Source organism: Chroococcidiopsis sp. SAG 2025 (genome assembly GCF_032860985.1).
Lineage (GTDB): Bacteria > Cyanobacteriota > Cyanobacteriia > Cyanobacteriales > Chroococcidiopsidaceae > Chroococcidiopsis.
This window is the reverse complement of sequence record NZ_JAOCNC010000005.1, coordinates 320,260-345,466: the sequence shown is the minus strand read 5'-3', so window position 1 is coordinate 345,466 and position 25,207 is coordinate 320,260. Positions and strand designations below refer to the sequence as shown.

Sequence of the window (25,207 nt, the reverse complement as noted above, 5' to 3'; positions counted from 1 at the left end):
TTCAATTCTTTTATAGACTAATAAAACAATTCGATATTAAATTCAGCCATCTAAGCTTAGATTGCGCTACTAATTTGGCACTATGGAAGTTTATCAAGTTAGGGTTTTTCTCGAAGTTGCTCGTCACTTGAGTTTTACTGAAGCAGCAGATACGTTAAATCTGACTCAGCCTGCTGTGAGTGCCAAGATCAAATCTTTAGAGTCAGAATTAGGAACGCCGCTTTTCTATCGGTTAGGGCGAAAAATTCAGTTAACAGAAGTCGGTGAATTTTTATTGGCGGAAGCACCAAGATTAATTCAAATCGAAAATCAACTCTTGCAAAGAGTCGAAGAGATCAAAAAAGGGAAAACTGGTAACTTAAGAATTGGCTGCACAGCCGCGATCGCCAATAGTTGGTTGCCTCAATTCGTTTTTGAGTATCGCCAACAACATCCTGGCATTCAAACTCAGTGTCTTGTATTTGATTCAGCCGAACTTCTCTATCGAGCAGTAACTGGCGAACAAGTTGATTTAGGAATTTCAGAGCTGAGTTTTGCAGATTTTTCCGAAATATTTGCCACGACAGTTGATGCGATCGACTACTCTTTATTTGTTGCTGCACGTCATCCATTGGCGGGACAGGGCTGGTTGAGCTTACAGGAGTTGAAAAAATATCGTTGGGCAATCCTAGCTGCTGACTCTCCTAGCCGATTGATGTTCGAGTCTCGGTTAGCAGAAATCGGGCTATCTTTAGCTGACTTTCCTCAACTAGAAATTGTCGATACAATTAGCTTGATGCGAACCTATATTTTACAAGGAAATTATTTAGGATTCGCTTCTAATTTCGATTTCAAATCTGAATGCAATGCTGGGATGTTAGTACCTATTCCCCTACAGGAATTTGCCTTATCGGGAAATGTCTACTTACTGTCCCTCAAGCGGTTGAGTTTGTCTTATGAAGCCAGTTACGATCGGTCAAACCCTCGATCGCGCAGTTTAAACCCAAGTCAAAAATTCATTGCTTTAATTCAGAATTTGCCGCAACAAAAATCACAATCTCCTATGAGGCTGCGATCGCCAAGTTTTAACCTTCGTACTGCTAATTCTCCACGTCCTGAAACGTTAAATCTCTCAATTGGAGTGCAAAACGGTACGATTCCCGCAATTACAGCGGGATTGCTGGTGCAACGCTTGAATTTGTTGGAACACTTTTTACCCAAAGATGGGCGTTATAGCGCCACCCGCTATCAAATTCACTGGTGCGACTTCCCTACGGGAGCGCCAATCGTAGAAGGATTGCACTCTGGCAAGCTTGACATTGGCATCTTGGGGGATTACCCATTACTGCTCAGTGCTGCATCAGGAAATAGCGCCAACGCTAGAAAAACTCGTTTGGTTAGCTTTGTCTCGATCGATCCCGACGGCTCTTGCAGTGCTGTGATTGTCCCCAACCGGTCTCGAATTCAGAGTATTGAAGACTTACGTGGAGGTGCGATCGCGGTTCCTTTTGGTTCTGCCGCTCATGGCATGGTAATGAGATCGCTGAACTCTGCCAACCTATTGCATGAAGTCAAACTGACATCGTTGGAACACGCTAGCCCCACTCAACTGTTTAGTTTTCCCCCGCACCTTGCAGATGGTTATGCCCATTTTGCTCCTTTTCACGAAATTGCTTGCCGTCAAGGTAAATTTCGTTACTTATCTCGCGGCAATTGGGAAAATTTACCTGCATTTTATGGAATTGTAGCTAGTAGCGAAATCGCCCAGCAATATCCAGAAGTTGCGATCGCTTACTTAAAAGCAGTTGCCGCTGCTCAACATTGGTACGATACAACATCTGTTGCTGCCGATCTCGTCAGTCGGTGGACTCAGTTAGAAACAGAAATTGTCGCTCAAATTCTTCATAGTTCGCAACAACACCAGCCTGGACGTTTTTTGTCAGAAATGACTATTCGCCCCGATTGGTTGAGCTTACATATCGAGCACCTGACTCAGATTCCTACCAATGCCAATCTACTCAAAATTGACTTAAATCGCTGGATTCAATCAGAGTTTTTGCAGCAACTAAATACTTAATCAATTCTGCATTATTCTAACTCCATGCTTCTAAGGGTTTCCTCTCGAATTAGTTCAAATACTTGACGATTCAACTGCGCGAATTCTGGTGTTAGCATACGATCGGCGTGGCGAGGTCGAGCTAGATCGACTTCAACTACTTCTTTGATTCTGCCTGGATTTACACCCATGACAAAGATGCGATCGCTTAAAAACAGAGCTTCCTCAATATCGTGAGTTACAAACATGACAGTAGATTTTAGTTCGCTCCAAATGCTCAAAAGTAACTCTTGCATCATGTGACGAGTTTGAGCATCCAGGGCGGCGAAAGGTTCGTCCATCAGCAGCACCGAGGGCGAGTTAACTAATGCTCTCACAATACTAGCTCGTTGCTGCATCCCTCCTGATAGTTGATACGGGTAGGAATGGCGATGCTTGTAAAGACCGACTCGGTTGAGATAGTAATTGACTATCTCTTGTCGTTCTGCCTTGGTGATGCCGCGAATCTTCAAGCCAAACTCGACATTTTGAAACGTGGTTTTCCAGGGTAATAACGAGTATTGCTGAAACACAAAACCGCGATCGGCTCCAGGACTATCCACTTGTCGCTTGTCTACAAAGACGTAGCCACTCGATGGTTTGATAAAACCTGCTACGACATTGAGAATAGTCGATTTACCACAGCCAGAGGGACCTAACAAACAAATAAATTCTCCTGGATTAATCTTGAAGTTAATCGAGTCCAATACCGAAATGTTTTGTCCCTTGCGCTTAAAGGTAACTGATAAGTTCTCCAGCTCTACAAACCCTTTGACTGCTGCTTGAGCAACTCTTTTCGCCAGCTTAAATGCCATTTTCAACCCTCATACAAGCCAAATCTCAACAATTTTTACCTACGAGCTTTTCTTCTTCATCACTCGCCAAGGCATCAGCAGTTGGGTGAGGCGATCGACTGCGTAAGAACTCAACGCTCCCATCAAGCCAATTAGCAGCATCCCCATCACAATCGGCGGATAGTTAGAGGTGACGTATGATTCCCAAGTCAGATAGCCGACTCCGTAGCGTCCGGCAAGAATCTCGGCAGTGACGAGACAAAACCAAGAGTTACCCATGCCAATAACTAAACCACTCGCAATACTCGGCATCGCTCCTGGGACGACAATATCTTTAAACGTATGCCATTGCTTTGCACCCAAGCATTGCCCGACTCGCAATAACACGATATCCGTGCTTTCAACTCCTTTGATCGTGCTAATCAAGATCGGAAAAAATGCACCAATGAACGTGATGTAGATCATCCCCGATTCTGAATCGGGAAACATCAAAATTGCCAAAGGTATCCAGGCTACCGCCGGAATTGGTCTGAGTAACTCTAGTGGCAGGAAAGCTAAGTCTTCAATCTTCTGAAACCAACCGATCGCAATGCCTAAGCTAATTCCCAAAATTGCGGCTGTGGTATAACCTGCAAATACTCGAAATACGCTCGCTTTAATATGCGTCATCGGGTCGCCAGAAAAAAATTGAATTGTGGCTCCCAAAACTTCTATTGGAGATGGCAAAAAAGCAAAGTTAATAAAGAAGTTAAACTTTACCGCACATAAAAGCTGCCAAATTCCAAAAAATAGCAAGAGTGACAGCAAACGCCTAAACGTTTTGGAATTATGCCATAACGGAGTCATTGAGGTGCGTTCGCTAGCAGACTCAGATGAATTGAACCAGCGAGCGATCGCCGCACTCAAACGCTCTATCGGTCTAACTTTGTTAGAACGCCTTGAAGACGAGTTAGACATCAAAACAACCTCCTAATTTGCAAAGTTCAAGCCGCGCCAGCAGTCGCAATTGATAGACGATCGATAGCTGCCAACCACCAACTATTAATTGCCAATTACTAATTACAAACGCCGATCGGTAATTTATCTGAGTAAAATGTTTCACAGTACAGATCTCACAGACTGTATCCATTTACTCACTCTCAAAAATACTATCGGTTACTAGCCGCTACCACTGGCTTTGCTGTCTGGGCATACGACTGCTGCAATCCTTGGAATGTCGCAACTTGAGCGTTTGCTTGTTTTGCAAAGGCTTGAGCATCTTTTTGGGTTAAAAATGCAGACACTTCATTGCCTTGACGCACGAAAAAGGAATTTTCGGCAAACAACTTCCATCCTTTGTGGCGATCGTGGACGAAAATTGCACTTGTTGTCTTGCCATCAGCTTTGAGCTTTTGCAGTGCTGCCATCATATTTTGAATCGAGGCGAAATTCATCACTTTGTTCTCGCCTTCCAACCAAACTTGAGCTGCCATTTTCGCATTGGCAATTTTTTCTCCAGTTTGGGCATCTTTCCCTGCGATCGTAAAAGAATCGGCAGTGGTAACAACATCATTGTATTTCAGTCCCATCTCTTGCATTGCCTGCTTCAGATAGCTTTCGTCTGCCTGCTTCATCACTGTCTCAGGAGTTATACTGGCATCTAACTTACCTAACTGCTTCAGCGTTACGACGCTATTTCTTAACGCTTCCAAGTGAACTTGACGAATGGTTGGATCGAGCTTTTGTAAGCCAGAAGGACCGATGAACATATAAACGACTTCTCGCTCCACCCCAGTCCATTTTTCAACTTTGGCAGCGATCGCTTCCGGTTGTGCGCGAAACATTTTATTAGCGTCTAGAAGTGCCTTGAGATATGCAACGACGACTTCGGGATGGGCTTTGGCAAAGTCCGATCGGACTAGCACTCCATGTAAGGTGGGAATGTTAGTTTCAGCGCCATCAAAAATTTTCTTGGCAAAGCCGCGAAAAGAAAACAATTCGCCAAAGGGGACGAAATCTGCATGAGCGTCAATTTGCTTCGTTTGCAGATTGCTACCTCCAACTTCAGGAGATTGGCTGACTAGCTTGAGATCTTTTTCTGGATCGATCTGTGCGCCCTTGAGTGCTTTCAGTAACATCCCATGAGCTGCCGAACCAAATGGCACAGAAACTTGTTTACCCTTTAAATCTGTTAGGGTTTTAACCGTACTGTCTTTGGGAACTACAATTGCATTTCCAGCTCCCGTGGGGCTGTAGCCCAGCGTCGCAATGTATTTCGTCCTTACATCTCCTCCCTTCTGCTGGAAAGTCGTCATATTAATTGTGGCTGGAAAATCTCCCATTAAGCCAATATCAATTTGGTTTGCCAGCATTTTGTTGGTAATAGGTGGTCCAGAAGTGTAGCTCGACCACTCAATTTTGTAATCTACATTTTGGTATTTACCAGTTTTAGGCAGATATTTTTCTAATAGTTTTTCTTCCCGAATTATTGAACCACCTGTTGCAGTGTTGATGACTTGATCTTGCGTTCCAATTGAAATCCGAACGACTTTCTTGTTAGTTGAATTATCTGAATTACTCGCAGACGTTCCTCTAGAACAAGCATTGGCAAACACCAAAGATATCACTAACAGAGCGAATATAAAACCTTTCCTCGTGAAATGCTCTTGTCTCATAACAGAATCTATTTTGTTTTTAGCTCTCTTTGTTTATCTATTTAATTAAGCGAGTAGCGGCTGTATCTGTAAGTTAAGATACAAAGCTAGTTAATGTCTGTATTCTATTTATAGAAAAGATAACTGAATTGATAAAATATTTTATTAATACTGAAAATATAATTCAAGACAACACTTTGTCTGTATGCTGAATCTGATTGATGAATCTCAAGTAGGTTCGCAATAAATAACTATGTAATTTTTCTTATTTATTCTTCTCTAATGAGTTCAATATTTCATTCAATAGCTCTCTGAGTGACGAGCCTGTTTTCAGCCCTGGCAGTAGTAGTCATTGCTTTAGATTAGTACAGACAGCAGTTGTATATTCTTAGCACAACTGTAATATTTGCTAACTAGAGCATCAAATAGCAAACGAGTTTAGGTATTTACGTTAGCAACATATCTCTCATTGAAGAAGCGTTGCACAACGTTTGATTAAGGTTTGTTACGGAAATGCTGTAGAGATTTTCCATCATCTGGGCTTTATTTTTGCCACATTACTGTCTGATAGCATTGGCTTTAACATCGTGTTCTCATATTTTATCAAGGAACTCAGGACAGTAAAAAAATAGATAGATGCGGTTGGAATATCGTCGTGAAGTGCCGTTGCCTTACTCATTTGCAGCAATGGACTGGATGACGACAATCTACGGTCGGAAAAATCTTGTCAGAACGATGATGAAACCAGAGGCTCAAAGGTATCAACCAGTCGATTGCGTAGCATGTCAACTTTAGGAATCATTTGTTTTTGCCGCGATAGTGCTAGATTCACATGCATTGGCATGACTGCACCATGACGCTTTACGGGTGGAGCTGCAAGTTTCACGTCCCAGGGATCGAACCCTTCAGGCGATATAACGAAAGAACCACCAGGATAGGGACAGTCCGTTCTATTTGCACAAATTAAGTAAACGCGATTATCCACTGCCTTAGGAACAGCCAATAACTCTCGCTCAAACGGATGCTGCCAAGCACAACACCAAGCAATTATGTCAACTCCATTTAAAGCTAAAGCTCTAGTCGATTCTGGGAAATAACCGTCGTATCCTAATATAATTCCTATCCGACCGAAAGGCGTTTCAAAAACTGGAAATGAATTTCCAGGTTTCGCCCAGGCTCTAATTTCAGGCTCCAAATGCACTTGATGATAGCGACCGATAACTTCACCTTCAACCCCAACTAGGACTGCGGTAGGTATCAAAGCATCTGCAACTTGCTCGATTAAGGGAAGAATCAGAGCACAACCATAACTTTTGGTAATTTTAGCTGCTTGCTGTAAATGCTTAAAAGCTTGAAGAGATGCAGCTTTGGCTTCTTCATGATTAGGTGACCAGGTTGGAACGTTAAAGTGTTGAGGTAATGCGATCAGTTTTGCTCCAAGCTTAGCTGCATGACCGATCATCTCAAATGCTGCCTCAAGACTAGCTGGTTCTGAAATTGCATGAGATTGAACCGCAGCTACTTTAGCGATCGCCTGCTCCGGTACTAAAGGTTGTTGGAGTAGTGGAGCCAGAGGAGTTTTCGCAAAAGGTTTTCGGAGAATTTGATAGGTATCAGGGCGACGGTCTGATAAATTGCGATGAAGCTGACAAGCATCAAGCCGGATTTCAGCAGTGGCTACACCATGAGTATCGTAAGGAATTTGAGCCATAACATGACCAGTAGGGGCAACAATCGAACTTCCACCTGGGTAGTAAATACTGCGCTCTACTCCTGCTTTAGTTGCTGCAACTATCCATACTCCATTCTCGTAAGCACGGGCAGGTAACCACATTTCGGCTCGATCCATGACAAAAAAGTTTGCCATGTCAATGAGAATTTCAGCTTTTTGTAAAGCCAGACAACGAGCAATTTCAGGAATACGCCCGTCAAAGCAAATTAGCAAACCAACTCGACCCAATTCTGTATCAACCACCGGACAACCTTTGTTACCAACCTCAAACCAGTTCTGGTCGTGCGTTGCTAAGAATTGCTTCTGGTAGTGGAGAATAACTTTGCCTTGAGGATCTAGTAAAACACCGCTATTGTAAATCTTGCCGTTACTGATATCTTTTTCAGTAATACCGCTAGCAATATATATTTCATACCGGCAACAAAGGTCTGCGATCGCGCTTACATATATTCCTGAGAGCGTTTCTGCCAAATCCGCACAGTGCTGCGCCGAATCGAACAGATAGCCAGTATTCATGCACTCTGGAAAGACGACTAGTTTTGCTCCCTGTCGCACTGCCTCTTGGGTATAATGACGCACCAAGTTTATGTTATGCTCGATGTCTCCCAAGACAGCTAAAGTTTGAACGACGGCGGCTCGAAAACTTGCTTTGACCATAAATGTGTTTTAAGACTCCAGAAAAACTAAGCTAGCTGCGCTTTCTCTAAAATTAGATTCTGTGCCTTCATCGATTGACCCAGTACCCCCTCTTTTTGAAGGACATCAATTAACGCTTGATAAGAGTTGATATCTGCCCGATCTAAGTCGCTGAAGCTGCGTAATCGAGGTTGGGCAACATACTTAACTTGGTCGGGTTTAATGGCGGTATACTTAGCCAGGATAGGGCGATACTTATCAAAATTCTGGTTTGCCATCTTTGTCGCTTCGTCTATGACTTGTATTACTTTTTTAGCGACTGCCGGACGCTCTTTAAGAAATTTAGCCGTAAAGACAGCAGCACCAGAGTAGAACGGATCGGAAATAAACATTGCTACTGGATTTGTCATAGCCCGTTTTGCCTGTCCGGTCGATAATGCGATCGAGCCAACGGGTTCTAAGGAGAGCGTAGCATCTACGGCTCCAGATACTACCGAAGTTACGTGCAATCCTACTGCCATCTGCTCCACCGTCAAGTCTTTATCGGGATCTAAACCGTTTCGCCGCAGAATGTACTGAGTAATAGTCCGCCATTGAATTCCAGGTAGAGTACCGATCTTCTTACCCTTCAAATCTTTAAATGACTGAATTGGAGAGTCAGGCTTGACGATCAATCCATCATTAATGAAGTTACTCTTAATTCCACCCCCTTGCAGACCAAAGACTTTGAAAGTGCCTGGTGCTTTTGCCTCTGCCAAAACTGTAATTCCTGCCGCCGCACCAGGAGGTCCGAAGTCCGCTCTTCCAGAGACGAGCGAATCGATAATTTGATTGGGATTTTCAAACTTGGCTGATTCAATTTTTATGCCTGCTTTCTCAAACAATCCCTCCTCCAAAGCAACGTAATAAGCTGTAGTTTGCATAATTGGCAACCAAGAAGCAATAACTTTTTCTTTCTTACTCGCGCTTGGAGTAGCAGTGGTAGAAGTCGAGCTGTTAGAAGATGAAGTTGTAGAAGACAATTGATTCGTACAGGCAGTTAGGAGACCAGTACCGACTGTAATAGAACTGTATTTAACAAACCTGCGTCGGCTCCAATTTCTTGAAATTTTACGACGGAAAAATTCGCGATCGTTGCTTTCTAGATCGTGCATAACTAATTATTTACCCTTCCAGTGAATAAACTTATTCTCAATTAGCAAAAACATTTGATTGAGCGCGTAGCCCATTAAACCAGTAGCAATAATAGAGGCATACATTTGAGTTAGGTCAAATGTTTGTTGAGCATCAATAATTCGCTGCCCCATTCCATGAGTAGAACCAATGAACATTTCTGCTACGATAATCACTACTAGCGTTAACGATACTGCCGTTCGCAAACCAATAAATGTTTGAGGTAGAGTTTCAAAAAAAATCACGTCGAGAAAGATACGCCAGCTAGATGCTCCCATAACTTTTGCTGCTACAACTCTGGTTTTGCGTGCGTTCATCACACCATAAGCAACATTAAAGAAGATAATCAACCAACCAGCAAAAGCAGCAACGGCAATTTTGGAGAAGTCTCCAATTCCAAAAATTACTAGAAATAGCGGAAATACGGCTGTCGCAGGCGTAGAGCGGAAAAAATCAATTAAGAACTCGCAAGAGCGATACAGATGCTCGTTTGCTCCTAGAACAATCCCAATAGGAATGCCAAGAACTGTAGCAATACCAAAAGCATATAAGCTCCGGTACAAAGTCAAAGAAAAATCACGCCACAGATCGCCGGAAAAAAGGCTGTTTAATAGGGTAGTGAGGGTTGCTTGAGGAGTAGGTAATAAAAGCGGATTTACTAACTGGACTTGAGCTACTAACCCCCATAGAAGTAATAAAATTATTGTACCGATGTTTACGCTCAACGCCAGAGATAGGCTCTTAAATACTCTGTTTGTAGATTTATTATTTCTCATCGACGTACTTCCTTTTGAAATACTTCTAAACAATGAGACTTAATTTGAATAAATTTTGGATCGGCAAAAATGGTAGCCTTCCTGGGTCTTGTACTGTTGAACTTAACGATTTCTGCTATCTGGGTGGGACGCTTGGTCATCAACAAAATATTGTCAGCCATGTATACGGCTTCCTCTAAGTCGTGAGATATCATCACTGTTGTTAGGTTAGAGGTTTGAAAAACATCCTGTAGTTTGTCTCTAATTGATAAAGTTGCTTCATAGTCCAGTGCTGAGAAAGGTTCATCTAGAAATAATACTGCTGGCTGAATTGCTAATGCTCTCATGATTGAAACTAATTGTTGCTGACCTCCAGAAAGTTCGTAAGGATAGCGGTTGAGATCTATCTTAGTGTCAAATAATCCTACTAATTCTTCAACTCGTAATCGCTGTTGAATTCGAGAATATCGTGCGACTTTTAACGGGTATTTAATGTTATCAATGGCTTTCAACCAAGGATATAGAGCATCTCGATAATTCTGAAATACATAACTAATTCTAGTTTCGTGCAGAGTCTTACCATCGAAGAGAATCTGACCGGAGTCAATTGGAACTAGTCCGGCGATCGCGTTTAATAAAGTTGATTTGCCACATCCATTTGGACCAAAAATGCAGCTAACTTTACTTTTTTCAATCTCTAAGTTGAAGTCCTGATATAAGGGTTCTCGATTAAACCACTTCGTCAGTTTCCTCACTGTAATTCGGACACCTGAATCAGAATTGACCAAATTTTGCGGATCGCTCACTGCACGAAATGACATGACATATACCTGCTAAACGCTTGATAGCTTGCTAGCCTTGCTATTATTTTTTGACATCGATCGAACTAGAAACTAGTGCGTGGCTCTAGTTTCTAGTATCTGAATTGGCTATGGACGTTGTAAAGACCGACAAACTGGTACTTTCTTAAACTTGGGTAGCTTTTCAGCAGCGCGATCGGGAAGACCAAGGACGCATCTAGCTTTGTATACTATGACTTCTCCTGGCAAGGGAGGAACTAAAGGAGAAGGTTGGCGTTTTTTGCTTGCCTGTTCGTAGTCGTAGGCATAGCTAATCAGCTTACCTTCACTGTAAGGTTTTCCAAAGAAAGAGATAGTCATCGGCAAGCCCTGCGTTCCAAATCCCATCGGCACGACGATCCCTGGAAAGCCCACAGAGCTGTAGCCCCCAAGAGTTGCAGGGTTAGGACGATTAGAACTGACAAAGGTAGGATCGTCAATTGATTCAATCGGATTACTAATCGGAGCGGCAAAATTGGTTTGGTAAGGAAAAACGAGAGCATCCAAATTGTAGCGATCGAACACAGCCAGCTTAATTTGAGTTGCTGTCGGCAGCACGTTGTCAATCAGATTCTGATATTCAGGTGCGTCCGTAGAGGTAACAAGTGAGTCCTTTAGCAAACTGAGAACGCTGTCCGCTACCGGGAGCGGCGAGACAGCAATTTCTGTTTCGTAAATCTTGACAAATTCTGCTACTGTCTTAGGGACATCGGGTCCGAAGGTGGCTAAGTAAGCTTCCCAGTCTTCTTTAAATCTGTAATCGGCAATATCTCTGATATTTCGTCCGCCATTACGAACGTAGAAATCGATAAACTCAGGATCGAAGTAGACGGGATCGACAACTTTTGCACCCAGTTCCTTCAGTGTGGCGATCGCCTCTTCGGCAAGTCGGTCAATTTCGGGATCGCCGCCAAAGAAGTCGCGAGCTACGCCAATACGCGCACCTTTGAGAGAGCCTGTGCGGAGAAATTTAGTATAGTCCTTTTCGATCTTGCCTTCACTATTGAGGGTAAGCGGATCGTTGGAATCGACACCAGCGATCGCGTTGAGTAAAATAGCCGTGTCGGTTACGGTACGAGCCATTGGACCCGCCGTATCGAAGGTCAAATTTTTGGGCGCAATACCATCGCGGCTGATTAATCCTGTTGTCGGTCTTAAACCAACAATACCGTTCACTGCCGCCGGTCCGCGCACGGAGGTACTCGTGTCAGTACCAATGGCAAGAACGGTCAAGTTAGCAGCAACAGAAGCGGCAGAACCACTGCTCGATCCGCTCGTGTCACGCTTGAAGTTATAGGGATTAAGGGGCTGACCGTCGATCGTGTTATAACTGGCTCCGGCAAACTCTCCCATTGCCGCTTTACCCAAAATCACGGCTCCAGCATCTCGCAAATATTTAGTGATATAGGCATCGTCAGGAGGAATGGCGTTTTTGAGAATTACCGAACCATTGGAAGTTGGCAAGTCGAAAGTATCAATGTTGTCCTTGAGCAAGACGGGAATACCATGCAGAGGGCTTCTCGGTCCCTTCAGTTTTCGTTCTTTATCGAGCGCGGCAGCAGTTTCTAAAGCCTTCGGATTCACTGTAGTGATAGCGTTGAGAAAAGTTCCTCCATCTTCGTAAGCCGCAATTCGATTCAAATAAAGCTGTACGAGTTGTTTCGAGGTCAGCGCCTCAGCATCAAATGCTCTATTGATATCTTCTATCGTGGCTTCTTCCAGCTTGAAAGTTACGGTTTCAGTTGTTTCTGCAAAGCCAGGATTTACAAATGTAGCAGACGCAACTACTGGCACGACAGTAGCTACCAATGTTTTTTGGATCGATTTGAACAATACTTTTCTCCTTACAGGCAGGTCTCAGCTATGCCTGCATATAACCAGTTACAAAGCTCCGATTGCTAAGCAGCAACAGCTCCAAACACTTTATCCACTCGAAGACCTGAAGCTTCAAAGCCGACTGTTACTGCCGAAAAAGCAAGTTGACATTTAATTTTTGCTGATAATGCAATTTAAGTTCGGATTTATTGCCGCTTCTGTGTAATAGAAGACAAAAGTTATAGATGAAGTCACTTAATCTGACAACTAACAGACGAAAGCTTTTTGGATGCTGGGAAGATGCTTGAGTTCGATCGCAAGGTAGGAATATCTGTAGTTCAAACGGCACCAGTTTACTTAGATGCCCCTCATTACGTCAGTAAAGCCGCAACTTTAGAAAAGGCTGTGAAAAAAATTAGAGAAGCAGCAGCTGCAGGTGCAGATTTAGTTGTCTTTCCAGAAACGTTTTTACCAGGGTTTCCCTATTGGTCTCTCGATTTTAAAGCGCAGCAGCAGTTTGCCGAGATTTGGGGTAAGTTCTATTTAGAATCTGTGGTCGTGCCAGGACTGGCAACTGACAGGTTATGTGAGGTGTCTCGACAGACAGGTTCTTATGTCGTGATGGGAATCAACGAAAGAGATGCCAAGCATCCTGGTCGCATGTACAACTCTATTCTTTTTATCGGACCTGGAGAAGGAATAATTGGCGTTCACCGCAAAGTTAATATTACGATTCACGAACAACTTTTCCACACTAGAGGTACTGGAGGAAAAAACCTTAAGGTTTACGATACTAAGATTGGTAACTTGAGTGGTATTATTTGCGGCGAACACATTCAACTTCCTTACCTTTACCACTTAATTACTTCTGGCACTCAAGTTAATTGTTCTCTTTGGCCTGGTTACAATGAAGTTCCTAACGGCTACGACCTGAAAAATGAAATTTCAACTGCTACCAAGGCTCTAGCAATTTTTGGGAAGATTTGGTGTGCTTTAGCTTCCACATACATTCCCGAAGATGAAAGACCGAGTAGCTTCTATAGCAATACCTGTTTCGACCAGTCTTACGGTGGTAGCGGTATCATCAATCCAAACGGTCAGTATGTTGTTGGTCCAATTTATAACGAAGATACGATTCTGTACGCAGAAGCAGATTTGAAGCAAAATTTGTGGGGAATGTCAGTACACAATCTTAATGGTTCCTACGGTCGTTGGGATTTATTTAAGTTAATTATCAATAATGATGGAAACGAACCAAGCTTCAGTACCGAGTCAACTCCAGTTTTAAATGAGAAATCTTCCAGACAGAACAACGCGATCACTAACGGAGATGGTAATTTTAGATCCTCTACAGTAAATCCGCTCGAAGAAACTGCAAGTTTTTAGCAAATTTATCTTCGGATGACGAATGAGTTAATTATTTGAGAGGGAAGGAAGATGGTAATCGGGAAGATATTAATCTTTTGCTTATTTAGCTTTCTAGTATCATCTTGCTCTTCATCAAGCCAATTGACAAGCCAATCGACTGCACCTGCAACTCAGGAAGTTACTACGTCAGATGCAACTACTGAAAAGCAATTAATTCCCGTCAAAGCAGGTCATTTGGTTGCTCTAGACATGGCTCCGCTCTTTGTTGGAGTCGAGTCTGGATGCTTTCAGAAAAATGGACTGGCTGTAGAGACTATTGCTTTTACTAACCCTGGAGACAATAATGCTGCTTTAGCAGGAGGTGCAATTGATTTTAGTACCAATCCGTTCACTTTACCTTTTTTTGCAGCTAGTAACGGCGTACCAATCAAAACTGTATCGGCAGCTGGCGGATGGGGAGTGATGCAAGTTATTGCCAAAAGCGAGTACGGGATCGAATCTGTCAAAGATTTGGCTGACTTTGTTGCTAAAAATCCTGGTAAAAAGCTACGGATTGCCGCTCTACGTGGAGATACCTTAGAGCTGATCCTACTCGATGCTTTTGAAAAGCAAAGATTGTCTGCAAGCAATTTTGAAATGGTTTATTTTGACGATCTCTTGGCAATGGTGGATGCTTTTCGGCTAGGTGAGGTTGAAATGCTCAGCCATATTAAACCATACACGACTCAGTTTATCGCTAGTGACGAGGCAACGTTAGTCACGGATAATGCTCGGGTTTGGTCGCCGAATACGCCAAATACAGTCGTTAGCGTGCTAGAGAAAACTTTGAAACAAAGACCGCAAGTTGTTGAAGGTTATTTGAAGGGTTTGCAGTGTGCGGCTGAAATTATTAATTCTCAGCCTGAAAAAGCTGTAGCCTTACTTGAGAAAGGTAATTACTTTAGAGTGGAAAATGATGTTTTGTTGACAGCATTTAAATCTCAGCCAGAACCAATTACATTCACACCAGATTTAAAATCCATTCAAGGTGTGGTTGATGAAATGGTAAGACTGAAGTACGTCAAGGTCGATGTACCTGCCAGCAAAATCTTCGATACCTCTCTCGTACAAAAACTAGAGCAAAAATAGAGCTTCAATTAGCTGCAACTAGCTGAGTCTAGTAATAACATCATTATGGACATTAAACAGTTAACCGGATGGAAGCGAACATTTGTGTCTGGATTGTGCGGTCTATCTGCTATTCTGTTTCTAATAGGTTTGTGGGAATGGATTGGCTCGATACCCCAGATACCTTTGACTCAAGTTCTGCCTCCTCCCTCAAAGTTTTTGCCAGTTTTGCTAGAGAATGATTTCAAAATTGGCTTGGGTTCTCAATCAGCATCTATCTACCAGTCAGTAGCCGTTACATTACTGCGCGTTCTGCTAGGCATGGTAGTAGCTTTTACTGGATCGATTATTTGCGGACTACTCATCAGCTTATCGAAATGGTCGGAGCTGTTCATTTTGCCCATTTTAGGATTGATTGCCCCGATCGCGCCCATTGCTTGGGTTCCTCTGGCGCTCGTCATTTTCGGTGTGAGCAATCTGACAGCAGTATTTATCGTATTTATGGGGGTTTTTTTTACTTTAACCATTGCAACAGTAGCAGAGATCGAGCGGATTCCAGAAAATCTTCTGATGACTGCTAAGAACTTAGGAGGAAATGATATCAGATGTTGGCAAATGGTAATCGTTCCCGCAGTTATACCAGGCGTTTTCACTCTACTTCGTCTCAATTTTATCGCTGCTTGGATGGCTGTATTGGCAGCAGAAATGACTGGCTTACGCGATGGACTGGGTGCTGTTGTCATGACGGGGAGAAATCTTTTCAATAGTAATTTGATTCTTTTAGGTATTTGTATTATCGGAATAACTGGTTTTGCTATAGATCTGCTGTTATTGTGGTTGCAAAAAAAATTCTTTTGGTGGCAGGTGTAAGCCGATGATTGCAAGAGAGCGAGCGATTCTTTCCGGTCATAATCTATCGAAAAGCTTTAGCAAAGTACAGAAGCAAGAAACAGCCGTACTTGCCAATATAAATTTGGAGATTTATGCCGGAGATTTTGTCACCATTTTGGGGCAGTCTGGTGGTGGCAAGTCTACCCTACTCAAGATACTGGGAGGTTTTCTTAGCCCGACATCAGGAACGATTTCTTTTCACGGACAGCCTTTGAAAGGGATCGATCCAAAGATCGGCATGGTTTTTCAAGAAAATAATCTCTACCCTTGGCTGAATGTAGAGCAGAATATCGCTTTTGGTTTTAAAATTCGGGGTGAAAAATTGCCGAGCTATATTCAGAAAGTCAATGCAGCAATCGCACAAGTCAGTTTATCTCACGCCAGAAAGCTTTATCCCCATCAACTTTCTGGCGGCATGAAGCAAAGAGTGGCGATCGCTCGCTCTATCGCCGTTCAACCAGATATTCTCCTGCTCGATGAGCCATTTCAGCCCTTGACATTCAACTACGACGACGCTTACAAGATTTTCTCCTCTCAATTTGGGAGCAGACTTCTACAACAATGGTATTGGTGACGCACAACATTGAAGAAGCAATTCTTCTAGGACAAAAACTGATTGTCATTGGCGGTCAGCCTGGTAAGATTTTGGAGAGCGTTGATATATCTGCTTCCTGCTTTCGCCACCGCTATCACCCTGAATTTATACAATTAGAGCAATATCTGGAAGCTGCAATTGAAAAAGATCTCACTTTTAGAGAAGCTCAAAGGACTGCACATGAACTTAAGATTTTAAAAGCTAGCAACAACTAAAGGCAAAACATATACTATTAGTATAAATCATTGCTTGACTCTAGCTGGATACTGTGCCTTATGAATTTTTAAAATTGTTCTTGAGTTCAATTGCTTCACAATTGGCTGAGTCCTAATCCAGTTGAGAAAATTCAGCAGTTCCTCGTTGTTTTGGTAAACGTACTCCATCATAATGTTAAACTGCCCTGTTACCGAGGCAATATAACTAATATTTTTCATTTGGATCAATTTATCTAGCGTCTTCTCAAAAACTCTGGCTCTACGTCTAGTTCTATATAGGCAACGTTTTCATACTTAATTTTTCCAGTATTTATGAAAGCACTAATCGAAATCACATTTTCATCTAGCAATCTCTTAACTCGATATCTTATGGTTGTCTCTGGCACGTCTAGCTCTCTAGCAACGCTGCTGTAAAGCTGCCCGCCCATCACTTTGAAGCAACTCAATTATTTTTAAATCCAAAGCATCAATTTCAAATTCCTGAATTTCTTCAGGCAACTTACTCTTACTAAAATCATTCATAATTTACTTCTCTATACATAATTTTTGCAATTATCAACTATACTTTTTAACATCTCTTTAGTCTCGATTTCAAGCTATAATCTGAAAAACTGGTTTGATAAATTTTGTCAAATCTGAATTTTCCTATCTCGCCTATTCTCTATCTAACACTGTTGTTGCTATAATGAATTTTAGATCGGTGTCTATACCTGCTCAAAATGTTCCTTTTCTACTTAATCTCGATCGTACTGCACTATTGATTATTGATATGCAGAATGACTTTTGTCATCCTGCTGGATTTTCTGGAAATGAACTCGAATTCAATCTGACAGCGATTCAAAGTATCGTTCCAAACATACAAAAGCTTTTGGCATGGGCTAGAACAAATAGAGTATTAGTTGTCTATACAAAAGAAAGCCATCTACCAGACTTGTCTGACTTATCAGCTAGTAAGAAGTTACGATATGAGATTGCAGGTTCTCCTGTTGGCACAGTTGGTAAGATGGGTAGATATTTGGTACAAGGAGAATGGGGTTCGGAGGTTATCGATGAATTACAACCTTTAGACTCAGAAATTCAGATTAATAAACCCGCACACTCGGCATTTGTTAACACTGACTTAGAATCCACGCTGCACGCTTACGAGATCGCATATTTGTTAATTACAGGTGTAACAACAGAATGTTGCGTGTTAGGAACGTATCGCCATGCTAGCGATCTTGGCTTTTTCTGTCTGCTACTAGAAGATTGCTGTGCTGCTTTTGAGAAAAACGAGCATGAAGCTGCGATCGCAGTTGTTACAGCCGAAAACGGTGTTGTGGGATGGGTAGCGCATTCTAGTCAGCTTTTCCAAGCTTGTGAAACGTCACTCCAAATCTAACCTCGCTACTAACCTCTCCACAACTCTATTCGAGCGATTGCAATTGTTGGAGCAGAAAATCGAGTTAAGGCTAACAGGGCAACATGAAAAACGTCAGATTAGCGGTGAATGGAACTTTAATGCGCGGGTTAGAACTGAACGGTAACTTATTAACAGTTGGAGCAACCTTTATACGGGAAGCCATAACAGAAGCGACATACCGCTTGTGGTCGATTGGCGATCGCTATCCGGCAATGATTCGAGTCGCCACAGGTGGAGCCGCGATCGCTGTAGAAGTTTGGGACGTACCAGCAGCAGGGTTGAGCAAAATTCTCTGGCAAGAACCTCCTGGGCTATGCATTGGCAAAGTCCAGCTAGCAGATGGGGAGATAGTATTAGGAGTTTTAGGAGAAGCGATCGCCACTGAAGGGCAACAAGAAATTACTCAATGGGGCGGCTGGAGAGAATATTTGAAGAAGTCGGAAGTCGGAAGTCGGAAGTCGGAAGTGGAAAGCGATTATTAAGACTTCATTGTTGCTAAGCCTTGCAAGACGGCTGTGGTGGTGGCTGTCCAGCCGACGATTCCGCCTTGGGCGCGAATCATTTCTAGGGTGGCTTGTTTGAATTCGGGAAAGTAGCTGTCGGTGGCATCTTCGACAAGCAAGCATTCGTAGCCGCGATCGTTGGCTTCGCGCATGGTTGTTTGAACGCAAACTTCTGTTGTGACTCCGGTAATAATTAAGTTAGAAATATTTTTTTGTTGTAAGAGTTGTTCTAAATTAGTGCGATAAAAAGCGCCTTTTCCTGGTTTATTAATAATAAATTCTCCAGGTAGAGGGGCTAATTCCGGGACAATTGCATTGCCCGGTTCTCCTAAAACTAATATTCGTCCCATTGGTCCAAAATCACCAATTTTTAGTTTATTTTTGCCGCGATTTAACTTTGATACAGGACAGTCTGATAAGTCTGGCGCATGTCCTTCTTGGGTATGAAATATTGGCAAACGATAATCTCGAAATGCTTGTAATAACAGTTTGATATTTGGTACGATCGCCCGCAAGCGACTGACATCATTACCTAAAGCAGCCCCGAAACCTCCTGGTTCCAAAAAGTCTCGCTGCATATCAATAATCAACAGGGCAACACCATGAGGAGGAAAATTGTAGTCGTAGGGTTGGGCAAAAACCATATTGAAGTCGGAAGTCGGAAGTCAGAATTGTTATAATTTCTACATACATTTTAAGTACATGTATGGGTCGAGTTATTCCAACTACTGAGAGAACGAAGCAATTTGCTATTAAACTTATTAAATCTTGTAACTTTCTTAACGAAAAACCAGGAATTTATAGGACATTATCAAAACAACTCTTACGTTTCGGTACATCCATAGGTGCGAATATTAGAGAAAGTAGATCTGCACAATCAGATAAAGATTTTATACATAAACTAAAGATTGCTCTTAAAGAAGCAAGAGAATCGCAATATTGGATAGAAAATCTAATTGAATCAGGCATGGTTATACCAATAAGTTCAAGCTTTTATTACAAGAGACTGAAGAAATTATCAAAATCTTAGTCACTTCTATCAATAAACTCAAAAGCAAATAATTCTACCTTCTGACTTCTGACTTCTAATCGCCTGCCATGCGTTGACCAACGCTCGTGAGATCGACTTTAGCGATCGCGCTTTCATAGACGATTTTACCGCTGCTAATAACTAAAATTCGGTCTGCCAATGTTAACAATTCATCTAAATCTTCACTGACTAATAATACGGCAACACCGCGATTGCGAGCGGCAATAATTTGAGCGTGGATGTATTCCACTGCGGCAAAATCTAAGCCGAAGCAAGGGTTAGCAGCAATTAAAATTTGAATTTGGGGCGATGAGAGTTCCCTAGCAAGGACAGCACGCTGGACGTTACCGCCAGAAAGATGACCGATTGGGGTTTCTGGAGTAGGAGTTTTAATCGTAAAGCTGCTAATTAAGGTTTCGGCGGCTTGACGGATGGCACGTAGAACCAACAACCAATTCCATTTGGCTTGGGGAGGGCGATTGAAGGTTCTCAAAGCGAGATTTTCTGCTACGCTCATATGAGCGACGCAAGCATTGCGTAAGGGTTCTTCTGGTAGAGAAAAGATTTGGTGTCGTTCCATTTCGGTACGGGTAGCCCGATATGTTTCTCCATTGACTAAAATTGCTCCAGCAGTAGGCGATCGCTGTCCCATTAATACCTCAATTAATTCTCGCTGTCCGTTACCAGAAACTCCCGCAATACCAATAATTTCGCCTGCACGAACGGTGAAGCTACAATCGGTAATTGCTTCTAAACCATTATCGCGATCGGCGTGAATTTGCTTGACCTCTAACTTGGGAGTTACGGCAGTCTGGGCAGTTTTTTCTACCTGTCGCCGTTCTCGTTGTTCTCCCAGCATCATTTGGGCTAAATCCGCGACTGATAAATTTTTAACTAAACCGTGTCCGGCAAGTTTACCTCGCCGCAGAACGGTGACTTCATCCACAAACGACATGACTTCGCGAAATTTGTGGGTAATCAGCAACACGCTTAAATGTCCCAATGCAACCTCTTGTCGGATTAAGCCCAAAACTTCATCCGCTTCCCCTGGAGTCAAAACTGAAGTCGGTTCGTCCAGTATAAGAATGCGGTTTTTGAGGTAAAGTTGTTTGAGAATTTCTAACTTTTGCTTTTGTCCCGCTGCTAACTGCGCGATCGGGGTATTCAAGTCGATCTGGAAGGGCGCAGCTTGCATGAAAGCATCTAGCTGTTGATATTCGGCTTTCCAATTAATTAAGTTGCGACTTTCAGCACGGCACAATACAAGATTTTCCGCTACCGTCATTGCTGGCACGGAAGTAAAGTGTTGGTACACCATGCCAATCCTGCATTTCTGAGCATCGCGGGGACTAGAAATAGTCAGCGATTGCCCGTCAATCTGGATTTCGCCGCTATCGGCAGCATAAAAACCCATGATGCACTTTACCAGAGTGCTTTTACCCGCTCCATTTTCCCCCAGCAAGGCGTGAAACGTACCTGGTTTGAGTTGTAAAGAAACGCGATCGAGCGCCAAATTAGAACCAAACCGCTTCGTCATCTCAACTGCGGTTAATTCTGGAGGGTTGGTAATATCGATGGTGATATTTTCTACGATTGTTGTCATGTCTAGGAAATCGGGAGTGAAGTCGGAAGTCAGATTAGCGCCATCTTTGCGTGAGACAAAAAAATATTTGTAGTTTTTGCGTGCCAAGTATGAAAGATCCCCCCTAGCCCCCTTTAGAAAGGGGAGAATAAAGCCCTCTGTCTCCTTTAAGGAAAATGAGAGAACTAAAAGAGAGAACAAAGTCCCCCTTTTTAAGGGGGATTTAGGGGGATCTCGCCAGCAGAAAAGACACCGATCGCCTCAATCAAAGCCTGCGAGTCGGCAACCGCACCAAAAACACCTCCTTGCATCTTCACCATTTTTAACGCTGCCAAGTAATTGCCGTAGTCGGTTGCCCCCGTGCAATCTGACAGTAACAAACACTCGTAACCGCGATCGTTGGCTTCTCGCATTGTCGTGTGGACGCAGACATCAGTAGTAATTCCCGTGAGGATAATATTCTGAGTGCCCAAGCGACGCAGGACTAAATCGAGATCGGTAGCGTAGAAAGCACCTTTTCCAGGCTTATCGATGATGATTTCCCCAGGTAAGGGCGCGAGTTCGGGAATAATCTCCCAGCCTGGTTCCCCACGCACGAGAATTTTACCGCAAGGACCAGGATCGCCAATGCCTGCCCCAACTTGGCGCGATCGCCATTGTTTATTCTCCGGTAAGTCTGACAAGTCAGGGCGATGTCCTTCGCGGGTGTGAACGATGAGAAAACCACGCGATCTCATTTCTGCCAGTAACCGTTTGATGGGGGCGATCGGCACTCTCGTCAAAGATAAATCGTAACCCATTTTATCCACATAGCCACCGATGCCGCAAAAATCAGTTTGCATGTCAATGACAATTAGCACCGTGTTTTCAGGACGCAAATCACCATTGTAAGGATATTGATAAGGATCGGCAGCGACAAATAATCCCATTTTTAGCCTCCTTGTCCGCTGAGAATGCGGGGCAATTCCTCGCCTTTATAAGTGCGAGTCGGAGCGGGAAATCCACAGCTAGTACCGTCTTTATGCACGACTTCATTTTCCCAAGGCAAGCGATAGCAGCCATTGACAAGATCCTGCATGTATGTATACGGGCAATCTTGCGCCCCGCCTTTGACGGCGACATAACCCCGATGTCCGAATTGATAAATGTTGTTTTCCACTCCCCACAGCTTACGGGCTTCTCGGACTAAATTCGGTCGCACTTCGGCAGTAATAATTTCGTCGGGACGACTGCCACCCATAACTAAGGGCGTACCGTCAAAGTTAACGATCGTTGCCTCGCCCATCGAGTCAAACGTGCCATCGCTACCACACATACAAACTGAAGCAGTGTACATCAGGTTACAGAAAGCATTCGCCTGATTGGTAATCTGCCAGCTATGACGGATTGGGGCAGTATAGCCAGCCGTGCGTAACATAATCTCTGCACCTTTATAAGCACATTCCCGCGCCATTTCGGGAAACATCCCATCGTGACAAATAATTAAAGCGAGGGTGCTACCGTTTGGACCTTCACAGACAGGAATGCCGATATTGCCTGGTTCCCACGGTTCCACGGGAATCCAAGGATGCAATTTGCGATAGTAAAGTTTGAGTTCGCCCTTATCGTCAATAATGATGCCGCTATTGTAGGGGTTGCCGTGAGGATTGTATTCCATGATGGAGAAACAACCCCAAATTTTATGGTCGCGGCAGGCTTTGCGGAAAGCTGTCACTTCTGCCCCATCCAAACGACACATAATTTCTGGGTTAGTATCCATCGATAGCCCGTGCAAGGCATATTCGGGAAAGACAACGAGATCCATCGTTGGTAGATTGCGCCGCGCCTTTGCTACAAGTTGACAAATGCGATTGCACTGCGCCGCTAAGTCATCTGGAGTGACAACATTGGGAAGTTGAAGTTGTACCAATCCGAGAACAACTCCATCGGGAGATTTATTTAAACCGCCTAGTCCAGTCATAGGGTGTAGGGTGTGGGGTGTAGTGAGTGGTGAGTGGTGAGTGGTGTTTTACTTCCATCTGCTGTACGGACAGGTTTAGCAAATAGTTTGGCAACCAAAGCCAGAAATTTTTGGTCAAAACCCGCCCCTACGACTTACCTAATGCGCCTGGTGCGCCTGTGAGGGTGCGTTTGGGGGAACAGGTGATAATCATGATGAGTAAGGTGAAGATGTAGGGGGAAGCGTTGAATAGGTAGTAGTAGGAATCGATGCCGACGGATTGTAAGGCGGGACCAATCGCCTGTGCGCCGCCGAAAAGTAATGCTGCATACAGACATTGCATCGGTTGCCATCGGGCGAAAATGACGAGGGCGACTGCCATCAGTCCTTGTCCGCTAGAGATGCGTTCCGTCCAACTGCCAGGGTAGTAGAGGGAGAGATACGCGCCGCCAATTCCGGCGAGGAAGCTGCCTGCAACGATGCACAGCCAGCGCACGCGATGAATGGAGATTCCCATTGCTTTAGCGGCTTCGGGGGCATCGCCTACGGCACGGATGTATAAGCCCCAGCGAGTGGAGGCGAAAAACCACTGCATTACAGGGGCGATCGCCACTCCTATCAAAAACAAAGGACAAATTTTTAATGCCGATTGAATTTGCGGCGAAGTACTCCAACTACCAAAAGCGATCGCGGGTAGTTGGGGGGCGACGGGTTGAATAAAAGGTTTGCCGAAGAAGAAAGCTATACCACTGCCGAAGATAATCATCGCAATGCCTACGGCGACATCGTTAACTTTTGGTTGCTGGCACAACCAAGCATGGATCGTACCCAGTAATATTCCGGCACATCCGGCGACTAGTACGCCCAACCAAGGGGATTTGGTTAAGTAAGAGATGGCGTAGGCACTCATCGCCCCTGTTAATAGCGTGCCTTCCAAGCCCAAATTGATTTTGCCACTTTTTTCGGTAAGACATTCGCCCAGACTGACGAATAGGAAGGGGGCGCTACCCCGCAACGTTCCCGCTGCGATCGCTAGCGGTACTCCCCACCAACCCAATTCTGTCGTTGCCATCGAATTTCTCCTGAAAAACTCCTAGCTTGCCGTAAAGGGATTCGCTAAATAGCACTACCAGAAACACGATGCCTTGAAATACCAAAATTGTTGCATCGGGTAATTCTAACCGCCTTTGTAAGATCCCGCCGCTAGTTAAGATACCACCGAGTAATATTGCTACTAAAATCGCTGCTAAGGGATTGTTACGGGCAATAAAAGCAACGAGAATGCCGCTATAGCCGTAGTTGGCGTTGAGAGATTCATTCGCCCGTCCGTGAACGGCAGCGACTTCTACCATTCCTGCCAACCCCGCACAGGAACCAGCTAAAAAGCAAATTGCTAGGGTGAGTTTGCCTACGGGAAGTCCGGTGAGTTTGGCTGCCCTGACATTTCCCCCTGCGATACGGGCTGCCATGCCGAATGTCGTGCGTTGGATCAGGAAATAGGCGATCGTGCAGGCGATTAAACCGTAAATCAGCCCGTAATGAATCCGCGTTCCTGGTAAATCTCCTAGCATATTAACATTGGGAATCGGATAGCTGGAGGGTTTATTTAGGGAACTGGGATCGCGCATCGGTCCTCCTACTAGATGGTTGAGCAGGGCGATCGCGATATAGTTCATTAACAAACTGCTGATGGTTTCATTTACGCCTCGGTAATAGCGCAATGCCCCCACAATTCCAATCCACACGCCGCCGCAGACTATCCCAGCTACAACCATTGCAATCTGCGATCCTAGAGGTGGAACGTTTGTATAGAGGGCAAGGGCGATCGCCACTGCACCCAAGCCGCCGACGACGATCGCCCCTTCGTTACCGATAATGACCAATCCTAAGCGTGCGGGTAGCGCCGTACACAGAGAACTCAACATCAAGGGTGCAGCACGGATCAGGGCATTTTGGAAAGATTGCCACCTACCAAAAGCTGCTTGATAAATTGCCCCATACACCGCGATCGGATTTGCCCCGACTGCGGCACAGAATATTCCAAATAGAAACAAAGAAAAGAGAATGGCAGCGAGGGGAATGAAGACGGATTCCAACTTGCCCCGCCATGTATGAGTGTTCATA

General features: G+C 43.9%; 27 protein-coding genes. 9 read left to right on the top strand and 18 right to left on the bottom strand.

Going from position 1 to position 25,207, the window contains the following annotated elements:
- The first annotated feature begins 82 nt into the window (after positions 1-82).
- Positions 83-2,056, top strand: coding sequence for a LysR family transcriptional regulator (locus tag N4J56_RS39185; RefSeq protein WP_317112394.1), 1,974 nt, complete (start codon positions 83-85; stop codon positions 2,054-2,056).
- Positions 2,057-2,067: 11 nt separating this feature from the next.
- Here N4J56_RS39185 and N4J56_RS39180 read toward each other — a convergent pair whose 3' ends face one another.
- The 9 genes from N4J56_RS39180 to N4J56_RS39140 all read right to left on the bottom strand — a co-directional run bounded on the left by N4J56_RS39180 (position 2,068) and on the right by N4J56_RS39140 (position 12,469).
- The gene (locus tag N4J56_RS39180) at positions 2,068-2,889 is read right to left on the bottom strand and encodes an ABC transporter ATP-binding protein (protein ID WP_317112392.1); all 822 of its coding nucleotides are present in this window, start codon (positions 2,887-2,889) and stop codon (positions 2,068-2,070) included.
- Positions 2,890-2,928: 39 nt separating this feature from the next.
- Entirely contained in the window at positions 2,929-3,714 is a 786-nt protein-coding gene (locus N4J56_RS39175) for an ABC transporter permease (RefSeq protein ID WP_410500851.1), read from the bottom strand.
- 103 nt (positions 3,715-3,817) lie between these two features.
- Positions 3,818-3,970 (bottom strand): hypothetical protein, encoded by a 153-nt coding sequence (locus N4J56_RS39170; RefSeq protein WP_317112389.1) that lies wholly within the window; start codon positions 3,968-3,970, stop codon positions 3,818-3,820.
- 46 nt (positions 3,971-4,016) lie between these two features.
- Positions 4,017-5,462: an ABC transporter substrate-binding protein gene (locus tag N4J56_RS39165; protein WP_317112459.1), complete on the bottom strand. Its 1,446-nt coding sequence runs from the start codon at positions 5,460-5,462 to the stop codon at positions 4,017-4,019.
- 766 nt (positions 5,463-6,228) lie between these two features.
- Positions 6,229-7,890 carry a carbon-nitrogen hydrolase family protein gene (locus tag N4J56_RS39160; protein ID WP_317112388.1) on the bottom strand — a complete coding sequence of 554 codons (1,662 nt, stop codon included), beginning with the start codon at positions 7,888-7,890 and terminating at the stop codon, positions 6,229-6,231.
- Between the two features lie 26 nt (positions 7,891-7,916).
- Entirely contained in the window at positions 7,917-9,023 is a 1,107-nt protein-coding gene (locus tag N4J56_RS39155) for an ABC transporter substrate-binding protein (protein ID WP_317112387.1), read from the bottom strand.
- A 6-nt stretch (positions 9,024-9,029) separates the two neighbouring features.
- Positions 9,030-9,818 (bottom strand): ABC transporter permease, encoded by a 789-nt coding sequence (locus N4J56_RS39150; RefSeq protein ID WP_317112386.1) that lies wholly within the window; start codon positions 9,816-9,818, stop codon positions 9,030-9,032.
- Positions 9,815-10,618, bottom strand: coding sequence for an ABC transporter ATP-binding protein (locus N4J56_RS39145; protein ID WP_317112384.1), 804 nt, complete (start codon positions 10,616-10,618; stop codon positions 9,815-9,817). Before N4J56_RS39145 ends, N4J56_RS39150 begins: the two co-directional genes overlap by 4 nt.
- A 108-nt stretch (positions 10,619-10,726) precedes the next feature.
- Positions 10,727-12,469, bottom strand: coding sequence for an amidase family protein (locus tag N4J56_RS39140; protein ID WP_317112382.1), 1,743 nt, complete (start codon positions 12,467-12,469; stop codon positions 10,727-10,729).
- 267 nt (positions 12,470-12,736) lie between these two features.
- Between N4J56_RS39140 and N4J56_RS39135 the strand changes: the two genes are divergently transcribed.
- The 5 genes from N4J56_RS39135 (at position 12,737) to N4J56_RS39115 (ending at position 16,627) form a co-directional block, all read left to right on the top strand.
- Positions 12,737-13,837: a nitrilase-related carbon-nitrogen hydrolase gene (locus tag N4J56_RS39135; protein WP_317112380.1), complete on the top strand. Its 1,101-nt coding sequence runs from the start codon at positions 12,737-12,739 to the stop codon at positions 13,835-13,837.
- Positions 13,838-13,960: 123 nt separating this feature from the next.
- Positions 13,961-14,947 (top strand): ABC transporter substrate-binding protein, encoded by a 987-nt coding sequence (locus N4J56_RS39130; protein ID WP_317112378.1) that lies wholly within the window; start codon positions 13,961-13,963, stop codon positions 14,945-14,947.
- A gap of 45 nt (positions 14,948-14,992) precedes the next feature.
- Entirely contained in the window at positions 14,993-15,796 is an 804-nt protein-coding gene (locus tag N4J56_RS39125; protein WP_317112376.1) for an ABC transporter permease, read from the top strand.
- Positions 15,797-15,800: 4 nt separating this feature from the next.
- Positions 15,801-16,391 carry an ABC transporter ATP-binding protein gene (locus tag N4J56_RS39120; RefSeq protein WP_317112374.1) on the top strand — a complete coding sequence of 197 codons (591 nt, stop codon included), beginning with the start codon at positions 15,801-15,803 and terminating at the stop codon, positions 16,389-16,391.
- Complete coding sequence (locus tag N4J56_RS39115) at positions 16,388-16,627, top strand: hypothetical protein (RefSeq protein WP_317112372.1); 240 nt, start codon at positions 16,388-16,390, stop codon at positions 16,625-16,627. Before N4J56_RS39120 ends, N4J56_RS39115 begins: the two co-directional genes overlap by 4 nt.
- A gap of 27 nt (positions 16,628-16,654) precedes the next feature.
- On the opposite strand, the gene N4J56_RS39110 is transcribed toward N4J56_RS39115, so the two are convergent.
- From N4J56_RS39110 to N4J56_RS39100, 3 genes are read right to left on the bottom strand one after another with little or no spacing between them, the layout of a single operon-like run.
- On the bottom strand, positions 16,655-16,846 hold the full coding sequence (locus tag N4J56_RS39110; protein WP_317112370.1) for a hypothetical protein: 192 nt from the start codon (positions 16,844-16,846) through the stop codon (positions 16,655-16,657).
- A 14-nt stretch (positions 16,847-16,860) separates the two neighbouring features.
- On the bottom strand, positions 16,861-17,055 hold the full coding sequence (locus tag N4J56_RS39105) for a hypothetical protein (RefSeq protein WP_317112369.1): 195 nt from the start codon (positions 17,053-17,055) through the stop codon (positions 16,861-16,863).
- Positions 17,024-17,149 carry a hypothetical protein gene (locus N4J56_RS39100; RefSeq protein WP_317112367.1) on the bottom strand — a complete coding sequence of 42 codons (126 nt, stop codon included), beginning with the start codon at positions 17,147-17,149 and terminating at the stop codon, positions 17,024-17,026. The genes N4J56_RS39105 and N4J56_RS39100 overlap by 32 nt, the downstream gene beginning before the upstream one ends.
- Before the next feature lie 163 nt (positions 17,150-17,312).
- Between N4J56_RS39100 and N4J56_RS39095 the strand changes: the two genes are divergently transcribed.
- Together N4J56_RS39095 and N4J56_RS39090 are read left to right on the top strand one after the other, a co-directional pair.
- Positions 17,313-18,008: an isochorismatase family cysteine hydrolase gene (locus N4J56_RS39095; protein ID WP_317112365.1), complete on the top strand. Its 696-nt coding sequence runs from the start codon at positions 17,313-17,315 to the stop codon at positions 18,006-18,008.
- A gap of 83 nt (positions 18,009-18,091) precedes the next feature.
- Positions 18,092-18,511: a gamma-glutamylcyclotransferase gene (locus tag N4J56_RS39090; RefSeq protein WP_317112363.1), complete on the top strand. Its 420-nt coding sequence runs from the start codon at positions 18,092-18,094 to the stop codon at positions 18,509-18,511.
- Here N4J56_RS39090 and N4J56_RS39085 read toward each other — a convergent pair.
- Positions 18,508-19,176: a cysteine hydrolase gene (locus tag N4J56_RS39085; protein ID WP_317112361.1), complete on the bottom strand. Its 669-nt coding sequence runs from the start codon at positions 19,174-19,176 to the stop codon at positions 18,508-18,510. The genes N4J56_RS39090 and N4J56_RS39085 overlap by 4 nt on opposite strands.
- 62 nt (positions 19,177-19,238) lie before the next feature.
- Here N4J56_RS39085 and N4J56_RS39080 point away from each other — a divergent pair, with 62 nt between their 5' ends.
- Positions 19,239-19,562: a four helix bundle protein gene (locus N4J56_RS39080; protein WP_317112359.1), complete on the top strand. Its 324-nt coding sequence runs from the start codon at positions 19,239-19,241 to the stop codon at positions 19,560-19,562.
- Positions 19,563-19,617: 55 nt separating this feature from the next.
- On the opposite strand, the gene N4J56_RS39075 is transcribed toward N4J56_RS39080, so the two are convergent.
- From N4J56_RS39075 to N4J56_RS39055, 5 genes are all read right to left on the bottom strand, one after another.
- Positions 19,618-21,165: an ABC transporter ATP-binding protein gene (locus N4J56_RS39075; RefSeq protein WP_317112357.1), complete on the bottom strand. Its 1,548-nt coding sequence runs from the start codon at positions 21,163-21,165 to the stop codon at positions 19,618-19,620.
- A gap of 191 nt (positions 21,166-21,356) precedes the next feature.
- Positions 21,357-22,073: an isochorismatase family cysteine hydrolase gene (locus tag N4J56_RS39070; protein ID WP_317112355.1), complete on the bottom strand. Its 717-nt coding sequence runs from the start codon at positions 22,071-22,073 to the stop codon at positions 21,357-21,359.
- Between the two features lie 2 nt (positions 22,074-22,075).
- Positions 22,076-23,104 (bottom strand): formamidase, encoded by a 1,029-nt coding sequence (locus N4J56_RS39065; RefSeq protein ID WP_317112353.1) that lies wholly within the window; start codon positions 23,102-23,104, stop codon positions 22,076-22,078.
- 127 nt (positions 23,105-23,231) lie between these two features.
- The gene (locus tag N4J56_RS39060; protein ID WP_317112351.1) at positions 23,232-24,155 is read right to left on the bottom strand and encodes an ABC transporter permease; all 924 of its coding nucleotides are present in this window, start codon (positions 24,153-24,155) and stop codon (positions 23,232-23,234) included.
- Positions 24,088-25,206, bottom strand: a complete 1,119-nt coding sequence (locus N4J56_RS39055) for an ABC transporter permease (protein ID WP_317112349.1) — start codon at positions 25,204-25,206, stop codon at positions 24,088-24,090. Before N4J56_RS39055 ends, N4J56_RS39060 begins: the two co-directional genes overlap by 68 nt.
- Between the last annotated feature and the right edge of the window lies 1 nt (position 25,207).

What these genes read in the sequence shown, in the direction of transcription:
- N4J56_RS39100 (WP_317112367.1), bottom strand. Translation starts at nt 17,149, where the DNA reads ATGAATGATTTTAGTAAGAGTAAGTTGCCTGAAGAAATTCAGGAATTT.
- N4J56_RS39060 (WP_317112351.1), bottom strand. Translation starts at nt 24,155, where the DNA reads ATGGCAACGACAGAATTGGGTTGGTGGGGAGTACCGCTAGCGATCGCA.
- N4J56_RS39055 (WP_317112349.1), bottom strand. Translation starts at nt 25,206, where the DNA reads ATGAACACTCATACATGGCGGGGCAAGTTGGAATCCGTCTTCATTCCC.
- N4J56_RS39085 (WP_317112361.1), bottom strand. Translation starts at nt 19,176, where the DNA reads ATGGTTTTTGCCCAACCCTACGACTACAATTTTCCTCCTCATGGTGTT.
- N4J56_RS39175 (WP_410500851.1), bottom strand. Translation starts at nt 3,714, where the DNA reads ATGACTCCGTTATGGCATAATTCCAAAACGTTTAGGCGTTTGCTGTCA.
- N4J56_RS39070 (WP_317112355.1), bottom strand. Translation starts at nt 22,073, where the DNA reads ATGGGATTATTTGTCGCTGCCGATCCTTATCAATATCCTTACAATGGT.
- N4J56_RS39145 (WP_317112384.1), bottom strand. Translation starts at nt 10,618, where the DNA reads ATGTCATTTCGTGCAGTGAGCGATCCGCAAAATTTGGTCAATTCTGAT.
- N4J56_RS39150 (WP_317112386.1), bottom strand. Translation starts at nt 9,818, where the DNA reads ATGAGAAATAATAAATCTACAAACAGAGTATTTAAGAGCCTATCTCTG.
- N4J56_RS39075 (WP_317112357.1), bottom strand. Translation starts at nt 21,165, where the DNA reads ATGACAACAATCGTAGAAAATATCACCATCGATATTACCAACCCTCCA.
- N4J56_RS39180 (WP_317112392.1), bottom strand. Translation starts at nt 2,889, where the DNA reads ATGGCATTTAAGCTGGCGAAAAGAGTTGCTCAAGCAGCAGTCAAAGGG.
- N4J56_RS39090 (WP_317112363.1), top strand. Translation starts at nt 18,092, where the DNA reads ATGAAAAACGTCAGATTAGCGGTGAATGGAACTTTAATGCGCGGGTTA.
- N4J56_RS39155 (WP_317112387.1), bottom strand. Translation starts at nt 9,023, where the DNA reads ATGCACGATCTAGAAAGCAACGATCGCGAATTTTTCCGTCGTAAAATT.
- N4J56_RS39125 (WP_317112376.1), top strand. Translation starts at nt 14,993, where the DNA reads ATGGACATTAAACAGTTAACCGGATGGAAGCGAACATTTGTGTCTGGA.
- N4J56_RS39105 (WP_317112369.1), bottom strand. Translation starts at nt 17,055, where the DNA reads ATGGGCGGGCAGCTTTACAGCAGCGTTGCTAGAGAGCTAGACGTGCCA.
- N4J56_RS39095 (WP_317112365.1), top strand. Translation starts at nt 17,313, where the DNA reads ATGAATTTTAGATCGGTGTCTATACCTGCTCAAAATGTTCCTTTTCTA.
- N4J56_RS39160 (WP_317112388.1), bottom strand. Translation starts at nt 7,890, where the DNA reads ATGGTCAAAGCAAGTTTTCGAGCCGCCGTCGTTCAAACTTTAGCTGTC.
- N4J56_RS39185 (WP_317112394.1), top strand. Translation starts at nt 83, where the DNA reads ATGGAAGTTTATCAAGTTAGGGTTTTTCTCGAAGTTGCTCGTCACTTG.
- N4J56_RS39065 (WP_317112353.1), bottom strand. Translation starts at nt 23,104, where the DNA reads ATGACTGGACTAGGCGGTTTAAATAAATCTCCCGATGGAGTTGTTCTC.
- N4J56_RS39080 (WP_317112359.1), top strand. Translation starts at nt 19,239, where the DNA reads ATGGGTCGAGTTATTCCAACTACTGAGAGAACGAAGCAATTTGCTATT.
- N4J56_RS39110 (WP_317112370.1), bottom strand. Translation starts at nt 16,846, where the DNA reads ATGAAAAATATTAGTTATATTGCCTCGGTAACAGGGCAGTTTAACATT.
- N4J56_RS39120 (WP_317112374.1), top strand. Translation starts at nt 15,801, where the DNA reads ATGATTGCAAGAGAGCGAGCGATTCTTTCCGGTCATAATCTATCGAAA.